Origin of the sequence: Pseudomonas sp. TH21 (genome assembly GCF_016651025.1) — a bacterium.
Taxonomy (GTDB): Bacteria; Pseudomonadota; Gammaproteobacteria; order Pseudomonadales; family Pseudomonadaceae; genus Aquipseudomonas; species Aquipseudomonas aylmerensis.
This window is the reverse complement of the sequence record NZ_JAEKEQ010000001.1, coordinates 1,291,640-1,315,876: the sequence shown is the minus strand read 5'-3', so window position 1 is coordinate 1,315,876 and position 24,237 is coordinate 1,291,640. Positions and strand designations below refer to the sequence as shown.

Here is a 24,237-nt window from a genome sequence, read left to right as displayed (position 1 = left end):
TCAGCGGGTGATGCCGCGAGTCGACGCCTGGATCGAGTCGCGAAACACCGCGACTTCCGGGAACAACGCTGCCGACTCGGCCAGTTGGATCAACGCCTGGTCCACCGTCAGCCCCTGACGATAAACCACCTTGTAGGCACGGCGCAGGGCGTGGATCGCCTCTTCGCTGAAACCCCGACGGCGCATGCCTTCGAAGTTCATGCTGCGGGCTTCGGCCGGGTTGCCGAATACCGTGACAAACGCCGGTACATCCTTGCCGATTGCGGTACCCATGCCGGAAAAGCTGTGGGCGCCGATATGGCAGTACTGATGCACCAGGGTAAAGCCGGACAGGATGGCCCAGTCGTCAACGTGCACATGGCCAGCCAAGGCGGTGTTGTTGACCAGGATGCAGTGGTTGCCGATCACGCTGTCATGGCCGATATGGGCATAGGCCATGACCAGGTTGTGATCACCCAGCGTGGTCTCGGCACGATCCTGCACAGTGCCACGGTGAATGGTCACGCCTTCACGGATGATGTTGTGATCACCGATTACCAGGCGTGTCTCTTCACCCTTGTACTTCATGTCCGGGGTGTCTTCGCCTACCGAGGAGAACTGGTAGATGCGGTTGTGTTTGCCAATGCGGGTCGGACCCTTGAGGATCACGTGCGGCCCGATGACAGTCCCCTCGCCGATTTCCACACCTGCGCCGATGATCGACCAAGGGCCGACCTCAACGTCGGCGGCCAGCACGGCCGACGGATCGATGATTGCGCGAGGGTCAATCAAACTCATAGTTTGCGTTCCGCACAGATGATCTCGGCGGAGCACACCGGCTTGCCATCCACCGAAGCCTGGCATTCGAACTTCCAGATCTGGCGCTTGCAGCTGATGAACTTGGCTTCCAGGATCAACTGGTCACCCGGGGTAACCGGGTTGCGGAAACGCAACTTGTCGGAGCCCACGAAATAGTAAAGCGTGCCATCGGCAGGCTTGAGGTCGAGCATTTTGAAACCAAGGATACCGGCAGCCTGGGCCATCGCTTCGATGATCAACACGCCCGGCATGATGGGATGCGCAGGAAAGTGACCATTGAAGAACGGTTCGTTGATGCTGACATTCTTGTAGGCACGAATGCGCTTTTCCTCAACATTGAGGTCCACTACGCGGTCCACCAGCAGGAACGGGTAACGGTGAGGCAGGTATTCGCGAATCTCGTTGATGTCCATCATTTCGGGGGGAAGCCTGTAATAAAGATTGGGGGCGGGCGAACTAAAAGCACGCCCCGCTAGCAAATCAAGGAGGCAGTCTAGCGGCTGTGCACACTTGATATGGAAATGGTATCAGCCTTCTGATGAAGCATTACCGCCAGGGGTCACGTCTCCAACACGCTTTTCCAGCTGTTTGAGGCGTCGAGCCATGTCGTCGAGCTGCCTCAACCGTGCTGCACTCTTGCGCCATTCAGCTGCAGGCTGCATGGCGGTACCGGAAGAATAGGCACCCGGCTCGGTAATCGAGTGGGTCACCATGGTCATGCCGGTGATGAATACGTTGTCGCAAACTTCAATATGCCCCACCAACCCTACGCCACCGGCGAGCATGCAATGCTTGCCGATTTTGGTGCTGCCGGAGATGCCTACACACGCCGCCATGGCGGTGTGATCGCCAATCTGTACGTTGTGGGCGATCTGGATCTGGTTATCGAGCTTCACGCCGTTACCGATCACGGTATCGGCCAGGGCCCCGCGATCAACAGCGGTGTTGACGCCGATTTCCACGTCGTCGCCGATCAATACGCCGCCGACCTGGGCAATCTTGTTCCAGACACCTTTGGAATTGGCAAAGCCAAAACCTTCACCGCCGATCACGGCACCCGACTGGATGACCACACGCTCGCCGATACGCACATCGTGGTACAGGGTCACACGGGGTGCCAGCCAGCCATCGGCACCGATTTCGCAGCGTGCGCCGATGAAGCAATGCGCACCGACAGTCACACCCGCCGCAATGCGTGCACCGCTCTCGATCACCGCAAACGCGCCGACGCTGGCCGCAGGGTCAACCTGCGCATCATCGGCAATGACCGCCGAAGGATGAATACCGGCGGCAGCCTTGGGTTTCGGGTCGAACAGGTGCGATACCCGTGCATAAGCCAGGTACGGGTCGGCCACCACCAGCGCATCCCCGGCAAACCCTTCGGCGTCAGCGGCTTTGAGCAACACGGCTGCAGCCTGGCTATCGACGAGGTATTTACGGTATTGGGGATTTGCGAGGAAGCTCAACTGAGCTGGGCCAGCCTCCTGCAAGGTGGCTAGCCCAGTGATTTCTTTCTCCTTGGAGCCACGCAAGGTGGCCCCCAGGAACTCGGCCAACTCGCCGAGCTTGATAGTCGCGGTCATGGCTTACTTCAGCTGGTTCATGCGCTCGATCACCTGACGGGTGATGTCGTATTGAGGCTTGACGTCGATGACAGCGCCACGCTCGAACACCAGGTCAAAGGCACCTTTCTTGATGACTTCTTCCACAGCGCTGTCCAGTTTCGGCTTCAGCTGCTTGAGCATTTCGCGGTCGGCAACTGCCTTGGCTTCGTTCAGCTCCTTGGACTGGAACTGGTAGTCACGGGCCTTTTGCTTGAATTCAAGCTCCAGGCGCTCGCGCTCGCCCTGCTGCATCTTGTCGCCACCGGCTACCAGGCGATCCTGGATACCCTTGGCACTGCTTTCCAGGGTCTTGAGCTTGGTCAGTTGCGGACCGAATTTCTTCTCGGCATCCACGGCGTACTTCTTGGCCGCATCGGATTCCAACAGAGCCATCTGATAGTTCAGGACGGCGATTTTCATTTCGGCGAAGGCCGGGGTGGTTACCAGCACGGTGGCCAGCAGAACCAATTGAGTCAACTTACGCACGATGTACTCCTACAGAATCCGTTGTCGTTATCTTGGGTCAGACGCTTAGAACGTCTGGCCGAGGGAGAATTGGAAAATCTGGGTTTCAGCGTTATCCGGTTTCTTGATCGGCATGGCCAGAGCAAAGCTCAATGGGCCAAGCGCAGTCACCCAGGTCACACCCACACCCACGGAGCTTGCCAGGTTGCTGAGGCTCACGTCGTTGCATTGGGTTTCGGACTTCACGCCGCTCGGGTTACGGATCTGCTCGCACTTGGAGTCGAACACGTTACCCACGTCCCAGAAGACCGAAGTACGCAGCGAACGCTGATCCTTCACGAATGGCAGCGGGAACAGAATCTCCGCACCACCCTGAATCAAAACGTTACCACCGAACGGCAGCGGGTCGTTGTCCGAATCCGCCACAGTGCCTTGGTTACCGGTTACACCCACACCACGGCTTGGCGTACCACGAGGACCCAGGGTGCTGTCCTTGAAGCCACGTACCGAGTTGAAACCACCAGCATAGTAGTTCTCATAGAACGGCAAGCCATTGGTCGAACCATAACCATCGCCATAGCCCAGCTCAGTGTGCAGGCGCATGGTGTAGTTATCGCTCAACGGCTGGAACAACTGGCCGCGGTAGTCGAGCTTGAAGAACGACAGGTCGCTGCCCGGCGTCGTGGTTTCCAGGGTCAGGCTCTGGGAGTGACCACGGGTCGCCAGCACACCTTTGTTCAGGGTCGACTCGGACCAGCCGGCGGACGCCTTGAAGTTCAGGAACTTGTCACCTTCGCGACGGGTAAAGTCGAAGATCTCGTCCACGGTGTACACACCGGTCTTGATCTCATCCTGTTGAGCGGTCAGGCCAAAGGTCAGGCGCGACGTTTCGCTGATCGGGTAGCCAATGTTGGCGCCCACACCCAGGCTGTCGATCGCATAGCTTGCTACGTCAACGTCGAGGTCTTTGTAGTCGGTGGTGCGGTAGAAGGCGTTGTAGCCCAGGCTCACACCGTCGGCAGTCCAGTAGGGGTCGACATAACCGAAGTTATAGCGGCTCTGGTATTCGCTGCGGGTCAGGCCGATGGAAACCTTGTTACCGGTACCGAGGAAGTTGTTCTGGGTGATCGAACCACCGAGGATCAGGCCGGCACTCTGTGCGAAACCAACGCTGGCGGTGATGGAACCCGACGCCTGTTCTTCCACGGCGTAGTTCACGTCAACCTGGTCATCCACGCCCGGTACGGCCGGGGTCTCGACGTTGACTTCCTTGAAGAAGCCCAGGCGCTCAAGACGGGTCTTGGACTGGTCGATCAGGTAAGTCGACGCCCAGCCACCTTCCATCTGACGCATTTCACGACGCAGCACTTCGTCCGCAGACTTGGTGTTGCCACGGAAGTTGATACGGTTCACATAGGCACGCTTGCCTGGGTCGACAACGAAAGTGATGTCCACGGTGTGGTCATCATCGTGCGGGGTCGGCACGCCGTTGACGTTGGCGAAGGTATAGCCTTCGTTACCGAGGCGGCGGGTGATCAGTTCGGAGGTGGTGGTCATCAGCTTGCGCGAGAACACCTGGTCCTTCTGCACCAGCAACAGCGCCTTGACCTGGTCTTCAGGGACTTTCAGGTCGCCGCTGAGCTTCACGTCACGAACCTTGTACTTCTCGCCTTCGTTGACGTTGACGGTGATGTAGACGTGCTTCTTGTCCGGGGTGATAGACACCTGGGTCGAAGCGATATCCATGTTGATATAGCCACGGTCCAGGTAGTAGGAGCGCAGACGCTCCAGGTCACCGGAGAGTTTTTCACGTGCGTACTTGTCATCGTTCTTGAAGAACGACAACCAGTTGGTGGTCTTGAGTTCGAACAGGTCGATCAGGTCGTCATCAGCGAACTTGGTATTGCCCACCACGTTGATGTGCTGAATCGCCGCCACGGTACCTTCGTTGATGTTGACCTTGAGGCCGACACGGTTACGAGGTTGCGGGACCACTTCGGTTTCCACGGTCGCGGAGTAGCGGCCCTGGGCAACGTACTGGCGTTGCAGCTCGTTACGCACACCCTCAAGGGTGGCGCGCTGGAAGATCTCGCCCTCGGCCAGGCCGGATTGCTTGAGGCCCTTCATCAGGTCTTCAGTGGAGATCGCTTTGTTGCCTTCGATCTCGATACTGGCGACGGAAGGTCGCTCGACGACAGTGATGACCAGGACGTTGCCTTCGCGACCCAGTTGGATGTCTTGAAAGAAACCGGTTTTGAACAGCGCACGAGTGGATTCCACCAGGCGACGGTCATCAGCCTGTTCCCCAACGTTCAACGGCAAGGCACCAAAGACGCTACCCGCGGAAACCCGCTGGAGGCCGTTGACGCGAATATCGGAGATGGTGAAGGACTCGGCGTGAACTTCGGCGATCATCAATACGGTGAGAACCGCAGTTAGCAGCAGACGTTTCATGAAGTCCTTTCTTATTCCAACTGGCAATAAACAAACTGCCGCAAAATGCGGCAGATTCGCAATTCAGCGAAGCGTTACAGACGACCCAGATCGTTGACCAAGGCTAACAACATCACCCCGACCACCAAACTGATACCGATCTGTATCCCCCAACCCTGCACCCGATCCGACAAGGGACGACCACGCGCCCACTCGACCAGATAAAACAACAGATGCCCCCCATCCAATACTGGAATGGGCAGCAAATTCAGAACACCCAGGCTAATACTCAGATAAGCCAGGAAATTCAGGAAATCCGCGACACCCGACTGGGCAGAAGCGCCCGCCACTTTAGCAATGGTTATCGGTCCACTCAAGTTTTTTACCGAGAGCTCGCCGAACAACATTTTCTTGAGGGATTCGAGGGTCAGCACACTCATGGTCCAGGTGCGTCGAGCGCCCTCGCCAATTGCTGCCAACGGCCCGAAACTGACCTCGCGCACCATCGATGGCGGCCACTCTACACCTTTCACCCCGGCACCCAGGTAACCCCCGGCCGCCTTGGCTTCCCCGCGCACCGCCAGGGTGACAGGGATGTCGATTTGAGCACCGTCGCGCTCAACTTTCAGCACAATTTTGGTATCAGGCCGTACACGAACCAGGTCGACCACTTGCTGCCAGTCGCCCAATGCCTGGCCATCGAGGGCCAACAGGCGATCACCGGTTTTCAACCCGGCGGCCTGGGCCGGGCCTTTCGGGTCCAGCTCGGCGAGCACCGGCGGCAGCGCCGGGCGCCACGGACGGATACCCAGGGATTTGATCGGATCAGGCTCGTCAGCCCCCTTCAGCCAATGGTCAAGGGCCAGCGTACGCGGGGTTTCGGTCGTGGAATCCTGCTCGCGCACCACCACATTGACGGTACCGCTCTCACCCAGGCGACGAACCAATTGCAAATTGACCGCGCCCCACCCCGTGGTGGGCTCGCCATCAATGGATACAATTTCTTGCCCTGCGACCAGGCCGGCCTTGGCCGCCATGCTATCGGCCTCGACCGCGCCGATGACCGGGCGCACCTGCTGGCTGCCGAGCATGGCCAGCACCCAGAAGAACACCATCGCCAGCAGGAAGTTGGCGATCGGTCCCGCGGCAACAATCGCAATACGCTGACGAACGGTCTTGCGGTTAAAGGACTGGTCCAGTTGATCAGCCGGCACTTCACCTTCGCGCTCATCGAGCATCTTGACGTAGCCACCCAAGGGGATGGCCGCAATCACAAACTCGGTGCCGCGACGGTCATGCCAGCGCAACAGCGGCATGCCGAAACCGACGGAAAAGCGCAATACCTTGACGCCGCAACGACGTGCCACCCAGAAGTGGCCGAATTCGTGGAAGGTAACCAGCACACCCAGAGCAACCAGGGTGCCGACAATCATGTAAAGCGCACTCATCTAATTTCTCCGCATTCCAATCCAGTGCCTGAAGGCTCAAACACGCCCTCAAACTAACGCGCGTTGCGGTCCAGCCATTGTTGAGCCAGGGCACGAGCCTTGGCATCAGCCTCGAACACCGCTCCCAGATCATTCACTGCCACGACAGGCTCAAGCGCCAGGACGTCCTCGATGATACTCGCGATCTGCGGAAAGCGGATGCGCCGTTCGAGAAACGCCGCCACGGCCACTTCATTGGCAGCATTGAGCATCGCCGGTGCGCTGTTACCCGCTTGCGCCGCATGTCGTGCCAGGCGCAGGCAAGGAAAGCGTTGCTCGTCCGGCGCCTCGAAATCCAGCCGCGCAATTGCAAACAGGTCCAATGGCGCCACGCCGGAATCAATCCGCTCCGGCCAGGCCAGGGCGTTGGCGATGGGCGTGCGCATGTCGGGGTTACCCAACTGCGCCAACACCGAACCATCCACATAGTCGACCAGGGAATGAATCACACTTTGCGGGTGGATCACCACCTCGACTTGCTCGGGGCGTGCATCGAACAGCCAGCAGGCCTCGATCAACTCCAGCCCCTTGTTCATCATGCTTGCCGAATCCACGGAGATCTTGCGCCCCATGGACCAGTTCGGATGAGCGCAGGCCTGGTCCGGAGACACATGCTCCAGCTCAGCCAACGGAGTTTGACGGAAAGGACCACCAGAGGCCGTCAGCAGAATCCGACGCACGCCGACCTGGCTCAGGCCTCGGGCAAAGTCACCCGGCATGCACTGGAAGATGGCGTTGTGCTCACTGTCGAGGGGCAGCAACACGGCGCCGCTTTTGCGCACCGCCTGCATAAAGAGTGCACCGGACATCACCAGCGCTTCTTTATTGGCCAACAGGATCTTCTTGCCAGCATCGACCGCAGCGAGGGTTGGACGCAAGCCAGCCGCCCCGACGATGGCGGCGACGACGGTATCCACCTCGGCATCCGCCGACACCTGGCACAGCCCCTCCTCGCCCACCAACACCTGGGTCGCCAGCCCGGCAGCCCGCAGATCATCCTGCAGCCCGCGCGCCAACGCGGCCTCAGGCACGACGGCGAAACGCGGTGCATGGCGCACACACAGGGCGAGCAATTCGCTCAAACGGGAGAACCCGGTCAGCGCGAAGACCTGATAGCGATCCGGGTGGCGAGCGATCACGTCCAGGGTGCTCAGCCCTACCGAGCCCGTAGCCCCCAGCACGGTTACCTGTTGCAGGCGGCTCACGAGGCAGTCATCCACAGCAGTACGGCAAAAATCGGGATGGCCGCCGTCAGGCTGTCGATACGATCCAGCACGCCGCCGTGGCCCGGCAGCAGGTTGCTGCTGTCCTTGATCCCGGCCTGGCGCTTGAACATGCTTTCGGTCAGGTCACCGACCACCGAGATAAAGACGACGATGGCAGTGCCCAGCAGCGCCAGGAAGATCTCCTTCACCGACCAGTCACGCACCACACCCACCACCAGCGTGATCAGCAGGGTCAATGCCAGGCCGCCGTACACGCCCTCCCAGCTCTTGCCCGGGCTGACCGCCGGCGCCAGCTTGCGCTTGCCGAACGCACGACCCGAGAAGTAGGCGCCGATATCCGCGCCCCAGACAAGCACCATCACCGCCATGATCAGCCAGTTGCCCATCGGCGAATGCTTGATCAGTACCAGCCCTTGCCAGGCCGGTAGCAGGATCAACAGGCCAATCACCAGCTTGCAGGCCACACTGGACCAATGACTGCTGGTGCGCGGATAGGTCAGCACCAGGAACGTCGCCAGCGCCCACCACAAGACCGCCGCCCCCAGCACCCAGGGCGCGACGTCCGGCAGGATGTACATGAGAAACAGCAACAGCGCCACGATTGCGGCGTACACCACACGTGGCAACTGTGCACTGAAGCCCGCCAGGCGCGCCCATTCCCAGGCACCCAGGGTTACGACCAAGCCAATAAACAGCGCAAAGCCGGAACCATCGAGCAGGAAAAACCCACACAAGGCGATCGGCAACAGGATCAGTGCTGTGATGATTCGTTGTTTAAGCATTAAACCCGGGCTCCAGCTTCGATCTGCTCGCTCGTTTTACCGAAGCGACGCTGACGGGAAGCGAAATCGGCCAGCGCATTACGCATGGCATCGTGTTTGAAGTCCGGCCAGAACAGGTCGGAGAAGTACAGCTCGGTATAGGCCAGCTGCCACAGCAGGAAGTTGCTGATGCGGTGCTCGCCACCGGTGCGGATGCACAAGTCCGGCAACGGCAGGTCGCCGGTCACCAGGCAGGTCTGCAGCAGTTCGGGCGTGATGTCGTCCGGACGCAGATGACCGGCTTGCACTTCGCGGGCCAGTCGCTGCGCGGCCTGGGCGATATCCCACTGGCCACCGTAGTTGGCTGCGATCTGCAGCACAAAACGGTTGGCCCCGGCGGTAATGGCCTCGGCTTCGCGCATGGCGGCCTGCAGTTCCGGGTGGAAACGCGAGCGATCGCCAATGATGCGCAGGCTGATGTTGTTGTCGTTGAGGCGCTTGGCCTCGCGACGCAGAGCCTTGAAGAACAGGTCCATCAAGGCACTGACTTCTTCGGCCGGGCGCTGCCAGTTCTCGCTGGAGAAGGCAAACAGGGTCAAGACTTCGACCTTGGCCTCGGCACACACCTCAATCACAGCCCGTACCGCATCGACACCCGCTTTATGCCCGGCAACACCCGGCATAAAGCGTTTCTTCGCCCAGCGATTATTCCCATCCATGATGATCGCGACATGGCGCGGCACCACAGAGGGTACAGTCTGCTTGGTCTTTTCCATGAAGGCGTCCTGACCCCTTATACGGCCATCAGGTCCTTTTCTTTCTCTTCCGTGGCCTTGGTGATCTGGGCCTCGGCGTCCTTGGTCAGCTTGTCGATATCGGCGACGGCGCGACGCTCTTCGTCTTCGCTGATTTCCTTGTCCTTGACCAGCTTCTTCAGGTCACCCAGGGCATCACGACGGATGTTGCGCACGGCAACACGAGCATCTTCCGCGGCGCTGCGCGCCTGCTTGGTGAAGCCCTTGCGGGTTTCTTCGGTCAGGGCAGGCATGGAGATCAGCAGCAACTCGCCCAGGTTGGTCGGGTTGAGGTTCAGCCCAGCGCTCTGGATTGCCTTGTCGACGGCAGCGAGCATGTTGCGCTCGAACGCCACGACCTGCAGGGTGCGCGAGTCTTTCACAGTGACGTTGGCCACGCCGCTCAGCGGGGTGTCAGCGCCGTAGTAAGGCACCATCACGCTACCCAGGATGCTTGGGTGAGCCTTGCCGGTACGAATCTGGCCAAAAGCATGGCTCAGAGACTCCAGGGATTTCTGCATACGCGCTTGGGCGTCTTTCTTGATTTCGTTGATCATTGTTGGCCTTCCTCGATCAGAGTCCCTTCCGCGCCGCCGTGTACGATGTTCAGCAGGGCGCCGGGCTTGTTCATGTTAAATACGCGCAGCGGCATCTTGTGGTCGCGGCACAGGCAAATAGCCGTCAGGTCCATCACACCCAGCTTGCGATCCAGCACTTCATCGTAGGTCAGATGATCGAACTTCTCGGCATGCGGGTCTTTGAATGGGTCTGCGGTGTAGACGCCGTCCACCTTGGTGGCCTTGAGCACTACGTCGGCATCGATCTCGATGGCGCGCAGGCAGGCAGCCGAGTCCGTGGTGAAGAACGGGTTGCCAGTACCCGCAGCGAAGATCACCACTTCTTTGGAGTTCAGGTGGCGCATGGCTTTGCGGCGATCATAGTGATCGGTCACGCCAACCATGGAAATAGCCGACATCACGATAGCCGAGATATTGGCACGCTCCAGGGCGTCACGCATCGCCAGGGCGTTCATCACAGTGGCCAGCATGCCCATGTGGTCGCCGGTTACCCGATCCATGCCGGCCGCACTCAGTGCCGCGCCGCGGAACAGATTGCCGCCGCCAATCACCAGGCCGACCTGCACGCCGATACCGACCAGTTGGCCGACTTCCAGCGCCATGCGATCAAGCACCTTGGGATCGATCCCGAACTCTTCCGAGCCCATCAGGGCCTCGCCGCTAAGCTTGAGTAGAATGCGTTTATAGCGAGCCTGATAACCACTGCCCTGCTGAGCCATTGCGAATCTCTCCTGCGGCGTATTTTTTAAAAAATTCTTGGCGAGCCGTTTACGGCTTGCGTTCACTCTAGCTGGACGCTGTCACAGCGCCATCGGAACACGGCTTTGTAAGCCAGTTCCGAGGGTAAGCCAAATAAAATCGGCCTGCCCATTTGAAAAGAGGCTGCGCGCGTGAGCGGGCAGCCTCTTTTGGGCGACAGTTGAAAACTGTCTTATTGCTTGGCGGCAGCCAGCTGGGCAGCAACTTCTTCAGCGAAGTTGTCGACCGGCTTCTCGATGCCTTCGCCTACTTTGAAGTAAGTGAAGGAAACGATTTCAGCACCGGCTTTCTTGGCCAGTTCGCCGACCTTGATTTCAGGGTTCTTGACGAACGCCTGCTCAACCAGGCTTGCTTCAGCCAGGAACTTGCTGATACGGCCCTTGACCATGTTCTCAACAATGTTTTCTGGCTTGCCTTTGATTTTTTCTTCGTTCAGCTGCAGGAACACAGCTTTTTCACGCTCGATCGCTTCGGCAGAAACTTCCGAAGGCAGCAGGAACTCAGGGTTGCTGGCAGCAACGTGCATAGCGATGTCTTTGGCCAGCTCAACGTCGCCGCCTTTCAGAACAACCGCTACACCGATTTTGTTGCCGTGCAGGTAACCACCGACAACATCACCTTCAACGCGCGCCAGGCGACGGATGTTGACGTTTTCGCCAACCTTGCCGACCAGTACCAGGCGAGCAGCTTCTTGAGCTTCGATCAGAGGCTCAACGGTAGTCAGCTTGTCAGCGAATGCTTTTTCAACGCTGGCAGCAACGAATGCCTTGAAGTCATCCTGCAGAGCCAGGAAGTCGGTCTGCGAGTTCACTTCCAGCAGGACTGCGGATTTACCGTCTTCCTTCAGGGCGATGGCGCCTTCAGCAGCAACGTTACCGGCTTTCTTGGCGGCCTTGATGGCGCCCGAAGCACGCATGTCGTCGATGGCTTTTTCGATGTCGCCGCCGGCCTTGGTCAAGGCCTTTTTGCAATCCATCATGCCTTCGCCGGTACGCTCACGCAGTTCTTTAACCAACGCTGCAGTAATCTCTGCCATTTCAAAATCCTCTTGGATAGGTTTTCAACCATTCCACCCGATCAAACGGGCGATCAATTCTTCCCGAATCTCCGTTGTAGGCCGCTGCACGTTACAGTCGCTAGGTTGCGCTGCCACAAGTGGGCGCCCACAAATGGTTTTCGAGGTGGCAAAAAGGGGGCCAAGCCCCCTTTTTGCTTACTGAGTCAACGCCAGGGCGTCAATTACTCAGCGGCTGCTACCGGAGCTTCTTCAACGAACTGCTCGGTACCGCCAGCAACGTGGTTGCGACCACGGATTACAGCATCAGCCATCGAACCCATGTACAGCTGGATAGCGCGGATTGCGTCATCGTTGCCTGGGATGATGTAGTCAACGCCTTCCGGGCTGCTGTTGGTATCGACTACGCCGATAACCGGAATGCCCAGCTTGTTGGCTTCGGTGATCGCGATGCGCTCGTGATCAACGTCGATAACGAACAGTGCGTCAGGCAGACCGCCCATGTCCTTGATACCACCCAGGGAACGATCGAGCTTTTCCAGGTCACGGGAGCGCATCAGCGCTTCTTTCTTGGTCAGCTTGGCGAAAGTACCGTCTTCGGCTTGCACTTCAAGGTCACGCAGACGCTTGATGGAAGCACGGATGGTTTTGAAGTTGGTCAGCATGCCGCCCAACCAGCGGTGATCGACGTACGGCGAACCGCAACGTGCTGCTTCTTCAGCAACGATCTTGCCAGCGGAACGCTTGGTGCCGACGAACAGAATCTTGTTTTTGCCCTGGGCCAGGCGCTCTACGAAAGTCAGAGCTTCGTTGAACATTGGCAGGGTTTTTTCAAGGTTGATAATGTGGATCTTGTTACGCGCGCCGAAAATGTACTTACCCATTTTCGGGTTCCAGTAACGGGTCTGGTGACCGAAGTGCACACCGGCCTTCAGCATATCGCGCATGTTGACTTGGGACATGATAGTTCCTTAATAAGTCGGGTTTGGCCTCCACGTATCCCAATGACCAACCAGCGGCAGCAAGGCCTCCGGCACCCAGGTCATCGTGTCGACACGTGTGTGGATTTAAGCTTTGCGGGGTATCCCCGGAAAGCGGCGCATTTTATACCACACGAAGGGCGAAAACGAAACCCGCAATCACATTTGCCGTGCGCGGCATTGGCGTAACCCTTTGAATAGAGCGAATTTAGCCCCATCTGATAGAGAGAAGCGATCATCAGAGGGTCATGATTTGACGCCATCGTCTGTTAGAATCGCGTTTTTTGGGGCTTGTGCGAGTTCTGCAACCTTTTGTCGCACACCCGTAAACCGTATTGATTTCAGCGCGTCGCGCTAGAGAGAGCCTGTATGACCGTTAGTTTGAAATCCGCCGAAGACATCGCCGGCATGCGCATCGCCGGCAAACTGGCTGCCGACGTGCTGGAAATGATTGCCGAGCACGTCAAGCCAGGCGTCACCACCGAAACGCTCAACCAGATCTGCCACGACTATATAGTCGACGTGCAAAAGGCCATCCCTGCGCCGCTGAACTACAAGGGATTCCCCAAGTCGATCTGCACCTCGGTCAACCACGTGGTCTGCCACGGGATCCCGGGTGACAAGCCATTGAAGGAAGGCGACACCCTGAACATCGACGTCACCGTGATCAAGGATGGCTACTTCGGCGACACCAGCCGCATGTTCCACGTCGGCACCGTGCCGGTCTGGGCCGAGCGCCTGTCCCAGGTCACCCAGGAATGCATGTACAAGGCCATCGAAATCGTTAAGCCTGGCTGCCGCCTGGGCGACATCGGTGAAGTGATCCAGAAGCATGCTGAAAAGAACGGCTTCTCGGTGGTGCGCGAATTCTGCGGGCACGGCATCGGCACGGTCTTCCACGAGGAGCCGCAGATCCTGCACTACGGCCGTGCCGGCACCGGCATGGAACTCAAGGCCGGCATGACCTTCACTATCGAGCCGATGATCAACCAGGGCAAGGCCGACACCAAGGTGCTGGGCGACGGCTGGACCGCCATCACCAAGGACCGCAAGCTCTCGGCCCAGTGGGAACACACCCTGCTGGTCACCGAGACCGGCTACGAGATCTTCACCCTGCGCGCCGACGACACGATCCCTCGCGTTTCGGCGTAAGGCAGCAGCCTTGGTTTTCCCCCATTGTGTTGTGACTGACTGTTAGATAGAAAGGAAAGCCGATCGATGCCCCAGGTGGATCCCGAACTCTTCGACCGTGGCCAGTTCCAGGCCGAACTGGCCCTGAAGGCGAGCCCTATCGCCGCTTTCAAGAAAGCTATCCGCCAGGCCCGCGAGGTGCTCGACGAGCGCTTTCGCAGCGGCCGGGACATCCGTCGGCTGATCGAGGACCGCGCCTGGTTCGTCGATAACATCCTGCAGAAGGCCTGGGAACAGTTCAGCTGGAGCGAAGACGCCGACATCGCCCTGGTGGCGGTCGGTGGCTACGGTCGCGGCGAGTTGCACCCCTACTCCGACATCGACCTGCTGATCCTGCTGGACAGCGCCGATCATGAGATCTTTCGCGATTCCATCGAGCGATTTCTGACACTGCTGTGGGACATCGGCCTGGAAGTCGGCCAGAGCGTGCGCTCGGTGGACGAATGCGCCGAAGAGGCCCGCGCCGACCTGACGGTGATCACCAACCTGATGGAAAGCCGCACCATCGCCGGCCCCGAGCGCCTGCGCCAGCGCATGCTCGAAGTCACCAGTACCGCACACATGTGGCCGAGCAAGGACTTCTTCCTGGCCAAGCGTGCCGAGCAGAAGGCCCGCCACCACAAGTACAACGACACCGAATACAACCTGGAACCCAACGTCAAAGGCTCGCCAGGCGGGCTGCGGGATATCCAGACGATTTTGTGGGTTGCCCGTCGCCAGTACGGCACCCTGAACCTGCGCGCCCTCGCGGGCGAAGGGTTCCTGGTCGAGAGCGAAAACGCCCTGTTGGCTTCGTCCCAGGAGTTTCTCTGGAAAGTGCGCTACGCCCTGCACATGCTCGCCGGGCGCGCCGAAGACCGCCTGCTGTTCGACCACCAGCGCTCCATCGCGACCCTGCTGGGGTTCGAAGGCGAGGACGCCAAGACCAGCATCGAAAGCTTCATGCAGCAGTATTACCGGGTGGTCATGAGCATCGCCCAGCTCAGCGACCTGATCATCCAGCACTTCGAAGAAGTGATCCTGGCCCCTGAAGACGAAGCGCCGCCGCAGCCGATCAACTCGCGCTTCCAATTGCATGACGGCTATATCGAGGCGCGCAACGACAACGTGTTCCGCCGCACCCCGTTCGCCATGCTGGAAATCTTCGTGCTGATGGCCCAACAGCCGGAAATCAAAGGTGTGCGCGCCGACACCATTCGCCTGCTGCGAGAAAACCGTCACCTGATCGACGACGATTTTCGCCACGATATTCGCAACACCAGCCTGTTCATCGAGCTGTTCAAGTGCAAGATCGGCATCCACCGCAACCTGCGTCGGATGAACCGCTACGGCATTCTCGGGCGCTATCTGCCGGAATTCGGCTTTATCGTCGGGCAGATGCAGCACGACCTGTTCCACATCTATACGGTGGACGCCCACACCCTCAACCTGATCAAGCACCTGCGTAAGTTGCAGTACACCCAGGTGTCAGAGAAATTCCCGCTCGCCAGTAAGCTGATGGCCAAGCTGCCCAAGCCGGAGCTGATCTACCTGGCTGGCCTGTACCACGACATCGGTAAAGGCCGGCACGGCGACCACTCTGAAATCGGTGCAGTGGATGCCGAGGCCTTCTGCCAGCGCCACCAGTTGCCGCTGTGGGACAGCCGCCTGATCGTCTGGCTGGTGCAGAACCACCTGGTGATGTCGACCACCGCCCAGCGCAAGGACTTGTCCGACCCGCAGGTGATCCATGATTTCGCGCAGATCGTCGGCGATGAAACCCGCCTCGATTACCTGTACGTGCTGACCGTCTCCGACATCAACGCCACCAACCCGACGCTGTGGAACTCCTGGCGCGCCAGCCTGTTGCGCCAGCTGTACACCGAGACCAAGCGCGCCCTGCGTCGCGGCCTGGAAAACCCGGTGGACCGCGAGGAGCAGATCCGCCGTACGCAAAGCGCAGCCCTGGATATCCTGGTGCGCGGCGGCAACGACCCGGACGACGTCGAACAGCTGTGGTCGCAGCTGGGAGACGATTATTTCCTGCGCCACACCGCCGGTGATGTCGCCTGGCACACTGACGCGATCCTGCAGCAGCCTGCCGATGGCGGCCCGCTGGTGCTGATCAAGGAAACCACCCAGCGCGAATTCGAAGGCGGCACGCAGATTTTCATCTACGCCCCCGACCAGCACGATTTCTTCGCCGTGACCGTGGCGGCGATGGACCAGCTCAACCTGAACATCCATGACGCCCGGGTCATCACCTCCAGCAGCCAGTTCACCCTCGACACCTATATCGTGCTCGACACCGACGGCGACTCGATTGGCGACAACCCGGTGCGCGTGAAAAAGATCCGCGAAGGCCTGACCGAAGCGCTGCGCAACCCGGATGACTACCCGACCATCATCCAGCGCCGCGTACCGCGCCAGCTCAAGCACTTTGCGTTCGCGCCCCAGGTCACCATTTCCAACGACGCCCAGCGCCCGGTGACGGTGCTGGAACTCAGCGCCCCGGACCGGCCAGGCCTGCTGGCGCGTATCGGCGGGATTTTCCTGGAGTTCGACCTGTCGTTGCAGAACGCCAAGATTGCGACCCTCGGCGAGCGCGTGGAAGACGTGTTCTTCATTACCGATGCCGATAACCAGCCGCTATCCGACCCTGAACTGTGCCGCCGCTTGCAGGAGGCCATCGTCCAGCAGTTGAGCGTGACCCAGGAGCCCGGCGTCGAGCTGTCGCGCCTGACCATTTGATTATTTAACGTTGTAAACACGATCCCTGTGTGAGCTGGCTTGCCTGCGATACGGGCCACTCGGTGTATCAGCTACACCGACGCGATGCCATCGCAGGCACGCCAGCTCCCACAGGGTCCGTGCCCACCGTGATTGAGGCCCTTATGAACAACGCCCTGAACCAGCTGCAGCCCTACCCGTTCGAGAAATTGCGCGCCCTGCTCGGCAGTGTCACGCCGAACCCGGACAAACGCCCGATCGCGCTGTCCATCGGCGAACCCAAGCACACGTCGCCGGCATTCGTCGCCGAAGCGCTGAGCAATAACCTCGACCAAATGGCGGTCTACCCCACCACCCTGGGCATCCCGGCCCTGCGCGAGGCCATCGGCGCCTGGTGCGAACGCCGCTTCAATGTGCCCAAGGGCTGGCTCGATCCGGCGCGTAACATCCTGCCGGTCAATGGCACCCGTGAGGCCTTGTTCGCTTTCACCCAGACCGTGGTCAACCGCGGCGACGACGCGCTGGTCGTCAGCCCGAACCCGTTCTACCAGATCTACGAAGGCGCCGCGTTCCTGGCCGGGGCCAAGCCGCACTACCTGCCGTGCCTGGACGAAAATGGCTTCAACCCGGATTTCGATGCGGTCTCGCCCGATATCTGGAAACGCTGCCAGATCCTCTTCCTGTGCTCCCCAGGCAACCCGACCGGCGCCCTGATCCCGGTCGACACGCTGAAAAAACTGATCGCCCTGGCCGACGAATACGACTTCGTGATCGCCGCCGACGAGTGCTACAGCGAGCTGTACTTCGACGAACAGACCCCGCCGCCAGGCCTGCTCAGCGCCTGCGTGGCGCTGGGTCGCAAGGACTTCAAGCGTTGCGTGGTGTTCCACAGCCTGTCCAAGCGCTCCAACCTGCCAGGCCTGCGCTCGGGCTTCGTGGCCGGCGATGCCGACATCCTCAAGGGTTTCCTGCTGTACCGCACTTACCACGGCTGCGCGATGCCCGTGCAAACCCAACTGGCGAGCATCGCCGCCTGGCAGGACGAAGCCCACGTGCAGGCCAACCGCGACCTGTATCGCGAGAAGTTCGACGCCGTGCTGGCAATCCTCAAGCCGGTGCTGGACGTACAGGCCCCGGACGGCGGGTTCTACCTGTGGCCGAATGTGAATGGCGACGATGCCGCCTTCTGCCGCGACCTGTTCGTGGAAGAACACGTGACCGTGGTGCCGGGTTCGTACCTGTCGCGGGAAGTCGACGGTTTCAACCCCGGCGCCGGGCGTGTGCGCCTGGCACTGGTCGCGCCATTGGCAGAATGTGTGGAGGCGGCTAAGCGGATTCGCGACTTTATCCAGCGTCGCCGCTAACTCCTGGAGCCGCCCCTACACACTGGGGGCGGCCTCTGCAGATGCAATCTGCAACCGATCACATGGGAACTGCGCTCCATAAAGAATCCACCAAGGCCTACCTGACATCAGCTAAGCGGTGGACCTCATGACACTCAACATACTCCCCTCGCCTGCTTACACACACTCCGCGCACGCGCCTCTCGCCGCCCCAGTCGAAAGTCCACCCCTCCCATTGACCCGGAACAAACGTGGTGTAGCAAGCCCGAATAAAACATGGCCTCAGCATTCAGTCCTGAACATCTCATTATTGAACATGACGCAAGAACAAAAGAACTTAACAAAACAGAACATTAATAAATGGGCGCCTCACACCAATCTTTATTTCAAGTTCATTGATACGCCCAACGGGGACATACGAATTACTGCCAACAATGACACCAGCGCAGCGTGGTCAAATGTTGGCACCGACGCAAGAAATACACCACCCGTCGAACCCACCATGAGCATTGGCTTTGCGAATTCGCCAGTTGCTGTTGGAGTCAAGATTCAGCATGAGTTCGGCCACGCCCTGGGGTTGAGGCACGAACATAAGCATCCCGACCGAACGTTGGAGTTGAACAAAGAGAATATTTACAAAGACTACGAGTCGAGAAACAAGACCAGACGCCAAGCCAACCATGACATCGTTCATACATTCCAGCGTGAAGAAGTCAAAACCTCTGGCTATGACAGAAATTCCATCATGCACTACAGGTTTTCCGCCTCGACACTAAAAGATGGAAACCCCCTCGTCGGCAATACACAGCTGTCTGAAGGAGATAAGCATTTTATGCAGTCGCTTTATCCATTGAACAATTCACTGCTGGGCAAACTTCTTAACACGGCCATGAGGGTGATAATCAGGGCTTGAGTATCCTCGCGCTTCTTTATTAAAGCCCAGGTCCATCACAACGTTCATTTAACCTGACCCAGGTTCGCCTCGCTCATATCCAGATCCGCCAACACTTCGCGCAATACGTCATCACCAATCTGGTGATGACGGCTCAGGCTGTATAGCTCCAACCGCTGCGCACGCAGGGCCTTGAGGCGCAGTTTGCGTTCAAGCTGATCCATCTGCTGCGCCAGCGCCTGGGCTTCTGCCGAGTCGTTGAACACCTCCAGTTGATGACGGTATTCCGACATCAGCCGCGCCTTCAGCTCGGTCGCCAGTGCGGCCTGGGCGGCGTCCGGGGTGCCGCTTTCGGCGGGTTCCTCTGTCTCCAAGGCATGAATTGCGGCCACCGCAGTCTTTTTCCAGGCCTCGCGTACCTCGTTGTGGCGCTTTTCATCCGGGCTTTTTTCGATGCCGCGCAGCAGCAGCGGCAAAGCGATACAGGCGGCAATCAGCGACAGCAGGATCACGCCGGCCGCGATGAAGATCAGCAGGTCGCGCTCGGGAAAATCCTGGCCCGGCGCCAGCAACAATGGCACCGACATGACGCCGGCCAGGGTCACCGCACCGCGCACACCGCCGACGGTCAACAGCCAGCAGGAGCGTGCAGTGGGCACCAGGGTCAACTCACTTTTCCCACGCAGACGGCGGAGCAAGCCCGACAGGCGCCAGATGCTTTGCACCCAGATAAAGCGCAACACCACCAGCACCAGGAAAATCGCGATCACGTCCAGGCAGCGATACAACAAGGTCGGCCACAGGGTCGGCTCATGGCTGACCACGGCCTTGATGATGTCCGGCAATTGCAGGCCCAACAGCAGGAAGATCAGGCCATTGAAGGCAAACTCCAGCAGCGACCAGACGCTGCGGTTGAGCAGGCGCGTGCTGGTCTGGCGCGGCAGCAGGTCGAGCCAGCTTTGCATCATGCCCGCGGCGACCGCCGACAGGATGCCCGAGGCGCCAAGGCGTTCAGCCAACACGTAGGCGGCAAACGGCAGCAGCAACATGAACACCACGTGGGTCGCCGGGTCGTCCCAGCCCCGCGCGATCATCCAGGCGCGCAGGCGGCCGACCAGCCAGCTCAGCGCCACCCCGACTGCAAGGCCACCCACCGCGACCAACACAAAGGTCAGGCTGGCATCGGCCAACGAGAACACGCCGGTCAACGCCGCTGCCAGGGCAAACTTGAAGGTCACCAGGCCCGAGGCATCATTCATCAACGCCTCGCCCTGGAGCATATGCATCAGGGGGGTCGGCAAACGGTTCTGGGCAATCGCCGACACCGCCACGGCATCCGTCGGCGACAGCACGGCGGCCAGGGCGAAGGCCACCGGCAAAGGAATCGTCGGCAATAGCCAATGGATGAAGTAGCCGGCACCGACCACAGTGAACAGCACCAGCCCCACGGCCAGCGTCAGGATCGGCCCGCGCAGGCGCCACAATTCGCGCTTGGGCATGCGCCAGCCATCGGAGAACAGCAGCGGCGGCAGGAACAGAAACAGGAACAGCTCCGGGTCCAGCGCCACATGCAACCCCAGCGTGGGCCATGCCAGCAAGGCGCCGGCGGCAATCTGTACGAGGGGCAACGGCAATGGAATGATGCGCCCGACCAGGCGCGAAACGCTGACCAGCATCAGCAGGATAAGAACGGTGTAGGCGGTTTGCATAACGCGGGTTTCCCGGACAATCGACGTGCAACGACACCTATCAGGCAACAACTGGCCGTTGAAGTGCCATATTACCGGGCTATGTTACTCGCCTATGCTGCGCGCTGGCCTTTGCACAAAAGTCGCACGGTGCTGACGAGAGGCACCCAAACCCGCTGGCCGTGGCATAATCCGTGACCTTTCAATTTCATTTGTCCAAAGGGGGGCAATTCCTTGACCGTTTCAAGCAAAACGTTGCACCTTTTCGGCATCAAAGCCTGCGACACCATGAAAAAGGCGCGCACGTGGCTCGATGAGCACGGCGTCAGTTATGAGTTCCACGACTACAAAACGGCCGGTATCGACCGCGAACACTTGACCCAATGGTGCAACGAGCACGGTTGGCAGGTGGTTTTGAACCGTGCGGGCACCACCTTTCGCAAACTCGAAGACGAACGCAAAGCCGATCTCGATCAGTCGAAAGCTATTGAACTGATGCTCGCACAACCCTCGATGATCAAGCGCCCGGTGCTTGATCTCGGTGACAGAACCCTGATTGGCTTCAAGCCAGATAGTTATTCGGCGGCCCTCAAGTAGGCCAGCCCTTCCATTTTTGTAGAGGTAACAGCATGTCCAATTCCCTGTTCAGCCTGGGCTTCGGCGTCGGCACTCAGAACCGCCAAGGTGCTTGGCTGGAAGTGTTTTACGCACAACCCTTGCTCAACCCATCGGCTGAAATCGTTGCCGCCATCGCGCCAATCCTCGGCTACAGCGAAGGCAACCAGGCGATCACCTTCACCGTGACCCAAGCCCTGCAACTGGCTGACGCGCTGAAAAGCGTCGACGCTGCCCAGGCCGCGCTGCTGAGCCGCCTGGCTGAAAGCCACAACCCGCTGGTTGCCACCCTGCTGGCCGAAGACGCCGCACTGACCTCCACACCTGAGGCCTACCTCAAGCTGCACCTGCTCTCGCATCGCCTGGTCAAGCCACATGGCCTGAGCCTGGCCGGTGTGTTCCCGCAGCTGCCAAACGTAGCGTGGACCAGCCAGGGCGCCATCGACATCAACGAACTGGCCGAACGCCAACTGGAAGCGCGCCTGCGTGGCGAGCTGCTGGAAGTGTTCTCGGTGGACAAGTTCCCGAAAATGACCGACTACGTGGTACCGGCCGGCGTGCGTATCGCTGACGCCGCGCGTATCCGCCTGGGCGCCTACGTGGGCGAAGGCACCACGGTGATGCACGAAGGTTTCGTCAACTTCAACGCCGGCACCGAAGGCCCGGGCATGATCGAAGGCCGGGTTTCGGCGGGCGTGTTCGTCGGCAAGGGCTCGGACCTGGGCGGCGGTTGCTCCACCATGGGCACCCTGTCGGGCGGCGGAAACATTGTGATCAAGGTCGGCGAAGGCTGCCTGATCGGCGCCAACGCCGGTATCGGCATCCCGTTGGGTGACCGCAACACCGTGGAATCGGGCCTGTACGTCACCGCCGGGACCAAGGTCGCGCTGCTTGATGAGCAGAACCAACTGGTCAAGGTGGTCAAGGCTCGCGAGCTGGCCGGCCAGCCGGACCTGCTGTTCCGCCGCAACTCCGAGACCGGTGCCGTGGAGTGCAAAACCCACAAATCGGCCATCGAACTGAACGAAGCGCTGCACGCTCACAACTAAGCAGCCACTCGATGCCACTAGCGGGCCGCGCCTTCGGGTTGCGGCTCGCTTATACGAGTCTTGATCACCATGCTTGTGCCCTCCCCCTGGCGCGCCGATTTTCCGGCCATCGCCACCCTGCAACGGCAAGACCAGACCTACCTGGACAACGCCGCCACCACACAAAAACCCCAAGCCCTGTTGGATGCCATCAGCCATTACTACGCCAATGGCGCAGCCAATGTGCACCGTGCCCAACATTTGCCGGGTGCCCATGCGACCCAGGCCTTCGAGGACAGTCGCAGCAAGGTTGCGCAGTGGTTGAACGCAGGTGACAGCGGGCAAATCGTGTTTACCCATGGCGCTACCTCAGCGCTGAACCTCTTGGCGTATGGCCTCGAGCACTTATTCAATGCGGGCGATGAGCTGGTCATCAGCGCCCTGGAACATCACGCCAACCTGCTGCCCTGGCAGCAACTGGCCAAACGTCGCGCGCTCACGCTGGTGGTGTTGCCGCTGGGCGCTGACGGCGTGATCGACCTGCATGCCGCTGCCGAGTTGATCGGCCCACGTACACGCCTGCTGGCGGTGAGCCAGTTGTCCAACGTGCTCGGTACCTGGCAGCCGCTGGAGCCCTTGCTGGCCCTGGCCAAGGCCCATGGCGCGCTGACGGTGGTCGATGGCGCGCAAGGCATCGTCCACGGTCGCCACGATGTGCAGGCCCTGGGCTGCGACTTTTATATATTTTCCAGCCACAAACTCTACGGCCCGGACGGCGTCGGTGTGCTGTTTGGCCGCAATGAAGCCCTGCATCACCTGCGCCACTGGCAGTTCGGCGGCGAGATGGTGCAGCAGGCCGATTATCACAGCGCCAGCTTTCGCCCCGCGCCGCTGGGCTTCGAGGCCGGAACGCCGCCGATTGCCAGTGTGATCGGCCTGGGTGCCAGCCTGGATTACCTGAGCTCACTGGACGAGCAGGCAGTGACCGCCCATGAAGCGGCACTGCATGACTACCTGCTGCGCGGGCTGCAGGCACGCAATGGCGTGCGTGTGCTGGGTGCGCCGCAGGTAGCGCTGGTGAGTTTCGTGGTCGAGGGCGTGCACAACGCCGACCTTGCGCACCTGCTGACCGAGCAAGGCATTGCCGTTCGCGCCGGCCATCATTGCGCGATGCCACTGCTCAAGGCGCTGCATTTGTCCGGGGCCATTCGTGTGTCCCTGGCGCTGTACAACGACTCCAATGACCTGGAACGCTTCTTTGAAGCGCTCGACCAGGCGCTGGATATGCTGCGATGAGCCTGCCGTTGGATGCGGTAGCCGCGCTGGAAGCCTTCCAGGCGGTCGGCAGTTGGGAGCAGCGCGCGCGGATGCTGATGCAATGGGGCGAGCGCCTGCCGCCATTGGCGGATGAGGACAAGGTCGACGCCAACCTGGTGCAGGGCTGTGAAAGCCTGGTGTGGTTGGTGGGACGTTTAGAGGACGGCCACTGGCAGTTTGCTGCCAGCAGCGATGCGCGGATGATTCGGGGGTTGGTGGCGTTGCTGCTGGCACGGGTCAATGGCTTGTCGGCCAGTGAGTTGCAAGCCGTTGACCTGCCAGACTGGTTCGCTCAACTGGGACTTTCCCGGCAGCTGTCGCCGTCGCGCAGCAATGGCCTGAATGCCGTCTTGCAACGCATGCGCGAGTTAAGCAGTACACAAAACTAAACGTGGGCTGGCTTGCCTGCGAAAGCAGTGTGTCAGGCACCTGATGCATCAACTGACACACTGCCTTCGCGGGCAAGCCAGCTCCCCCAGGAATTGAGGTGTGGCTCAGGCAACCGGGCAGATGGAGATCAAATGTGGGAGCTGGCTTGCCGGCGATGCAGGCAC

The 24,237-nt window shown here is 59.9% G+C and carries 22 protein-coding genes; 8 read left to right on the top strand and 14 right to left on the bottom strand.

What is annotated here, in order from left to right; genetic code table 11:
- The 13 genes from lpxA to rpsB all read right to left on the bottom strand — a co-directional run bounded on the left by lpxA (position 1) and on the right by rpsB (position 12,882).
- Positions 1-777, bottom strand: coding sequence for an acyl-ACP--UDP-N-acetylglucosamine O-acyltransferase (gene lpxA, locus JFU04_RS05805; RefSeq protein WP_065903075.1), 777 nt, complete (start codon positions 775-777; stop codon positions 1-3).
- Positions 774-1,214: a 3-hydroxyacyl-ACP dehydratase FabZ gene (gene fabZ, locus JFU04_RS05800; protein ID WP_003172281.1), complete on the bottom strand. Its 441-nt coding sequence runs from the start codon at positions 1,212-1,214 to the stop codon at positions 774-776. Before fabZ ends, lpxA begins: the two co-directional genes overlap by 4 nt.
- A 111-nt stretch (positions 1,215-1,325) precedes the next feature.
- Positions 1,326-2,381 carry a UDP-3-O-(3-hydroxymyristoyl)glucosamine N-acyltransferase gene (gene lpxD / locus JFU04_RS05795; protein ID WP_065903077.1) on the bottom strand — a complete coding sequence of 352 codons (1,056 nt, stop codon included), beginning with the start codon at positions 2,379-2,381 and terminating at the stop codon, positions 1,326-1,328.
- A gap of 3 nt (positions 2,382-2,384) precedes the next feature.
- Positions 2,385-2,888, bottom strand: a complete 504-nt coding sequence (locus JFU04_RS05790; RefSeq protein WP_003172279.1) for an OmpH family outer membrane protein — start codon at positions 2,886-2,888, stop codon at positions 2,385-2,387.
- A 45-nt stretch (positions 2,889-2,933) separates the two neighbouring features.
- Entirely contained in the window at positions 2,934-5,321 is a 2,388-nt protein-coding gene (gene bamA, locus JFU04_RS05785) for an outer membrane protein assembly factor BamA (protein ID WP_065903080.1), read from the bottom strand.
- A gap of 74 nt (positions 5,322-5,395) precedes the next feature.
- On the bottom strand, positions 5,396-6,748 hold the full coding sequence (gene rseP, locus JFU04_RS05780) for a sigma E protease regulator RseP (protein WP_065903081.1): 1,353 nt from the start codon (positions 6,746-6,748) through the stop codon (positions 5,396-5,398).
- Between the two features lie 53 nt (positions 6,749-6,801).
- On the bottom strand, positions 6,802-7,992 hold the full coding sequence (gene ispC, locus JFU04_RS05775) for a 1-deoxy-D-xylulose-5-phosphate reductoisomerase (protein WP_106804958.1): 1,191 nt from the start codon (positions 7,990-7,992) through the stop codon (positions 6,802-6,804).
- Positions 7,989-8,795 (bottom strand): phosphatidate cytidylyltransferase, encoded by an 807-nt coding sequence (locus JFU04_RS05770; protein WP_065903083.1) that lies wholly within the window; start codon positions 8,793-8,795, stop codon positions 7,989-7,991. Before JFU04_RS05770 ends, ispC begins: the two co-directional genes overlap by 4 nt.
- Positions 8,795-9,550 (bottom strand): polyprenyl diphosphate synthase, encoded by a 756-nt coding sequence (gene uppS, locus JFU04_RS05765; protein ID WP_016974405.1) that lies wholly within the window; start codon positions 9,548-9,550, stop codon positions 8,795-8,797. The genes JFU04_RS05770 and uppS overlap by 1 nt, the downstream gene beginning before the upstream one ends.
- A gap of 17 nt (positions 9,551-9,567) precedes the next feature.
- Entirely contained in the window at positions 9,568-10,125 is a 558-nt protein-coding gene (gene frr / locus JFU04_RS05760) for a ribosome recycling factor (protein ID WP_016974404.1), read from the bottom strand.
- Positions 10,122-10,865: a UMP kinase gene (gene pyrH / locus JFU04_RS05755; protein WP_003189161.1), complete on the bottom strand. Its 744-nt coding sequence runs from the start codon at positions 10,863-10,865 to the stop codon at positions 10,122-10,124. The genes frr and pyrH overlap by 4 nt, the downstream gene beginning before the upstream one ends.
- A 212-nt stretch (positions 10,866-11,077) precedes the next feature.
- Positions 11,078-11,941 (bottom strand): translation elongation factor Ts, encoded by an 864-nt coding sequence (gene tsf / locus JFU04_RS05750; protein WP_025855127.1) that lies wholly within the window; start codon positions 11,939-11,941, stop codon positions 11,078-11,080.
- A gap of 203 nt (positions 11,942-12,144) precedes the next feature.
- On the bottom strand, positions 12,145-12,882 hold the full coding sequence (gene rpsB / locus JFU04_RS05745; RefSeq protein ID WP_003189158.1) for a 30S ribosomal protein S2: 738 nt from the start codon (positions 12,880-12,882) through the stop codon (positions 12,145-12,147).
- Positions 12,883-13,269: 387 nt separating this feature from the next.
- On the opposite strand from rpsB, the gene map reads away from it, so the two are divergent.
- The 4 genes from map (at position 13,270) to JFU04_RS05725 (ending at position 19,056) form a co-directional block, all read left to right on the top strand.
- Positions 13,270-14,052, top strand: a complete 783-nt coding sequence (gene map, locus JFU04_RS05740; protein ID WP_065903086.1) for a type I methionyl aminopeptidase — start codon at positions 13,270-13,272, stop codon at positions 14,050-14,052.
- A 66-nt stretch (positions 14,053-14,118) separates the two neighbouring features.
- On the top strand, positions 14,119-16,821 hold the full coding sequence (locus tag JFU04_RS05735) for a [protein-PII] uridylyltransferase (protein WP_106804959.1): 2,703 nt from the start codon (positions 14,119-14,121) through the stop codon (positions 16,819-16,821).
- A gap of 143 nt (positions 16,822-16,964) precedes the next feature.
- Complete coding sequence (dapC, locus tag JFU04_RS05730; protein ID WP_201143651.1) at positions 16,965-18,164, top strand: succinyldiaminopimelate transaminase; 1,200 nt, start codon at positions 16,965-16,967, stop codon at positions 18,162-18,164.
- A gap of 127 nt (positions 18,165-18,291) precedes the next feature.
- Complete coding sequence (locus tag JFU04_RS05725) at positions 18,292-19,056, top strand: M12 family metallopeptidase (protein ID WP_141697271.1); 765 nt, start codon at positions 18,292-18,294, stop codon at positions 19,054-19,056.
- Between the two features lie 44 nt (positions 19,057-19,100).
- Here JFU04_RS05725 and JFU04_RS05720 read toward each other — a convergent pair whose 3' ends face one another.
- Positions 19,101-20,744 carry a Na+/H+ antiporter gene (locus JFU04_RS05720; protein WP_065903095.1) on the bottom strand — a complete coding sequence of 548 codons (1,644 nt, stop codon included), beginning with the start codon at positions 20,742-20,744 and terminating at the stop codon, positions 19,101-19,103.
- A 267-nt stretch (positions 20,745-21,011) separates the two neighbouring features.
- Here JFU04_RS05720 and JFU04_RS05715 point away from each other — a divergent pair, with 267 nt between their 5' ends.
- The 4 genes from JFU04_RS05715 to JFU04_RS05700 all read left to right on the top strand — a co-directional run bounded on the left by JFU04_RS05715 (position 21,012) and on the right by JFU04_RS05700 (position 24,072).
- A complete protein-coding gene (locus tag JFU04_RS05715) occupies positions 21,012-21,320 on the top strand; it encodes an arsenate reductase (RefSeq protein WP_229999207.1) in 309 nt (102 codons plus the stop codon).
- Positions 21,321-21,352: 32 nt separating this feature from the next.
- On the top strand, positions 21,353-22,387 hold the full coding sequence (dapD, locus tag JFU04_RS05710) for a 2,3,4,5-tetrahydropyridine-2,6-dicarboxylate N-succinyltransferase (RefSeq protein WP_106804963.1): 1,035 nt from the start codon (positions 21,353-21,355) through the stop codon (positions 22,385-22,387).
- Between the two features lie 69 nt (positions 22,388-22,456).
- On the top strand, positions 22,457-23,662 hold the full coding sequence (locus JFU04_RS05705) for an aminotransferase class V-fold PLP-dependent enzyme (RefSeq protein WP_201143650.1): 1,206 nt from the start codon (positions 22,457-22,459) through the stop codon (positions 23,660-23,662).
- The gene (locus JFU04_RS05700) at positions 23,659-24,072 is read left to right on the top strand and encodes a SufE family protein (RefSeq protein WP_120447780.1); all 414 of its coding nucleotides are present in this window, start codon (positions 23,659-23,661) and stop codon (positions 24,070-24,072) included. The genes JFU04_RS05705 and JFU04_RS05700 overlap by 4 nt, the downstream gene beginning before the upstream one ends.
- Positions 24,073-24,237: the final 165 nt, after the last annotated feature.

Bases quoted from the DNA above. Each gene is read 5' to 3' on its own strand.
- fabZ (WP_003172281.1), bottom strand. From the start codon at position 1,214: ATGATGGACATCAACGAGATTCGCGAATACCTGCCTCACCGTTACCCG.
- JFU04_RS05715 (WP_229999207.1), top strand. From the start codon at position 21,012: ATGAAAAAGGCGCGCACGTGGCTCGATGAGCACGGCGTCAGTTATGAG.
- uppS (WP_016974405.1), bottom strand. From the start codon at position 9,550: ATGGAAAAGACCAAGCAGACTGTACCCTCTGTGGTGCCGCGCCATGTC.
- tsf (WP_025855127.1), bottom strand. From the start codon at position 11,941: ATGGCAGAGATTACTGCAGCGTTGGTTAAAGAACTGCGTGAGCGTACC.
- JFU04_RS05720 (WP_065903095.1), bottom strand. From the start codon at position 20,744: ATGCAAACCGCCTACACCGTTCTTATCCTGCTGATGCTGGTCAGCGTT.
- dapC (WP_201143651.1), top strand. From the start codon at position 16,965: ATGAACAACGCCCTGAACCAGCTGCAGCCCTACCCGTTCGAGAAATTG.
- JFU04_RS05735 (WP_106804959.1), top strand. From the start codon at position 14,119: ATGCCCCAGGTGGATCCCGAACTCTTCGACCGTGGCCAGTTCCAGGCC.
- rpsB (WP_003189158.1), bottom strand. From the start codon at position 12,882: ATGTCCCAAGTCAACATGCGCGATATGCTGAAGGCCGGTGTGCACTTC.
- JFU04_RS05725 (WP_141697271.1), top strand. From the start codon at position 18,292: ATGACACTCAACATACTCCCCTCGCCTGCTTACACACACTCCGCGCAC.
- rseP (WP_065903081.1), bottom strand. From the start codon at position 6,748: ATGAGTGCGCTTTACATGATTGTCGGCACCCTGGTTGCTCTGGGTGTG.
- bamA (WP_065903080.1), bottom strand. From the start codon at position 5,321: ATGAAACGTCTGCTGCTAACTGCGGTTCTCACCGTATTGATGATCGCC.
- frr (WP_016974404.1), bottom strand. From the start codon at position 10,125: ATGATCAACGAAATCAAGAAAGACGCCCAAGCGCGTATGCAGAAATCC.
- JFU04_RS05770 (WP_065903083.1), bottom strand. From the start codon at position 8,795: ATGCTTAAACAACGAATCATCACAGCACTGATCCTGTTGCCGATCGCC.
- dapD (WP_106804963.1), top strand. From the start codon at position 21,353: ATGTCCAATTCCCTGTTCAGCCTGGGCTTCGGCGTCGGCACTCAGAAC.
- JFU04_RS05700 (WP_120447780.1), top strand. From the start codon at position 23,659: ATGAGCCTGCCGTTGGATGCGGTAGCCGCGCTGGAAGCCTTCCAGGCG.
- map (WP_065903086.1), top strand. From the start codon at position 13,270: ATGACCGTTAGTTTGAAATCCGCCGAAGACATCGCCGGCATGCGCATC.
- lpxA (WP_065903075.1), bottom strand. From the start codon at position 777: ATGAGTTTGATTGACCCTCGCGCAATCATCGATCCGTCGGCCGTGCTG.
- lpxD (WP_065903077.1), bottom strand. From the start codon at position 2,381: ATGACCGCGACTATCAAGCTCGGCGAGTTGGCCGAGTTCCTGGGGGCC.
- pyrH (WP_003189161.1), bottom strand. From the start codon at position 10,865: ATGGCTCAGCAGGGCAGTGGTTATCAGGCTCGCTATAAACGCATTCTA.
- JFU04_RS05705 (WP_201143650.1), top strand. From the start codon at position 22,457: ATGCTTGTGCCCTCCCCCTGGCGCGCCGATTTTCCGGCCATCGCCACC.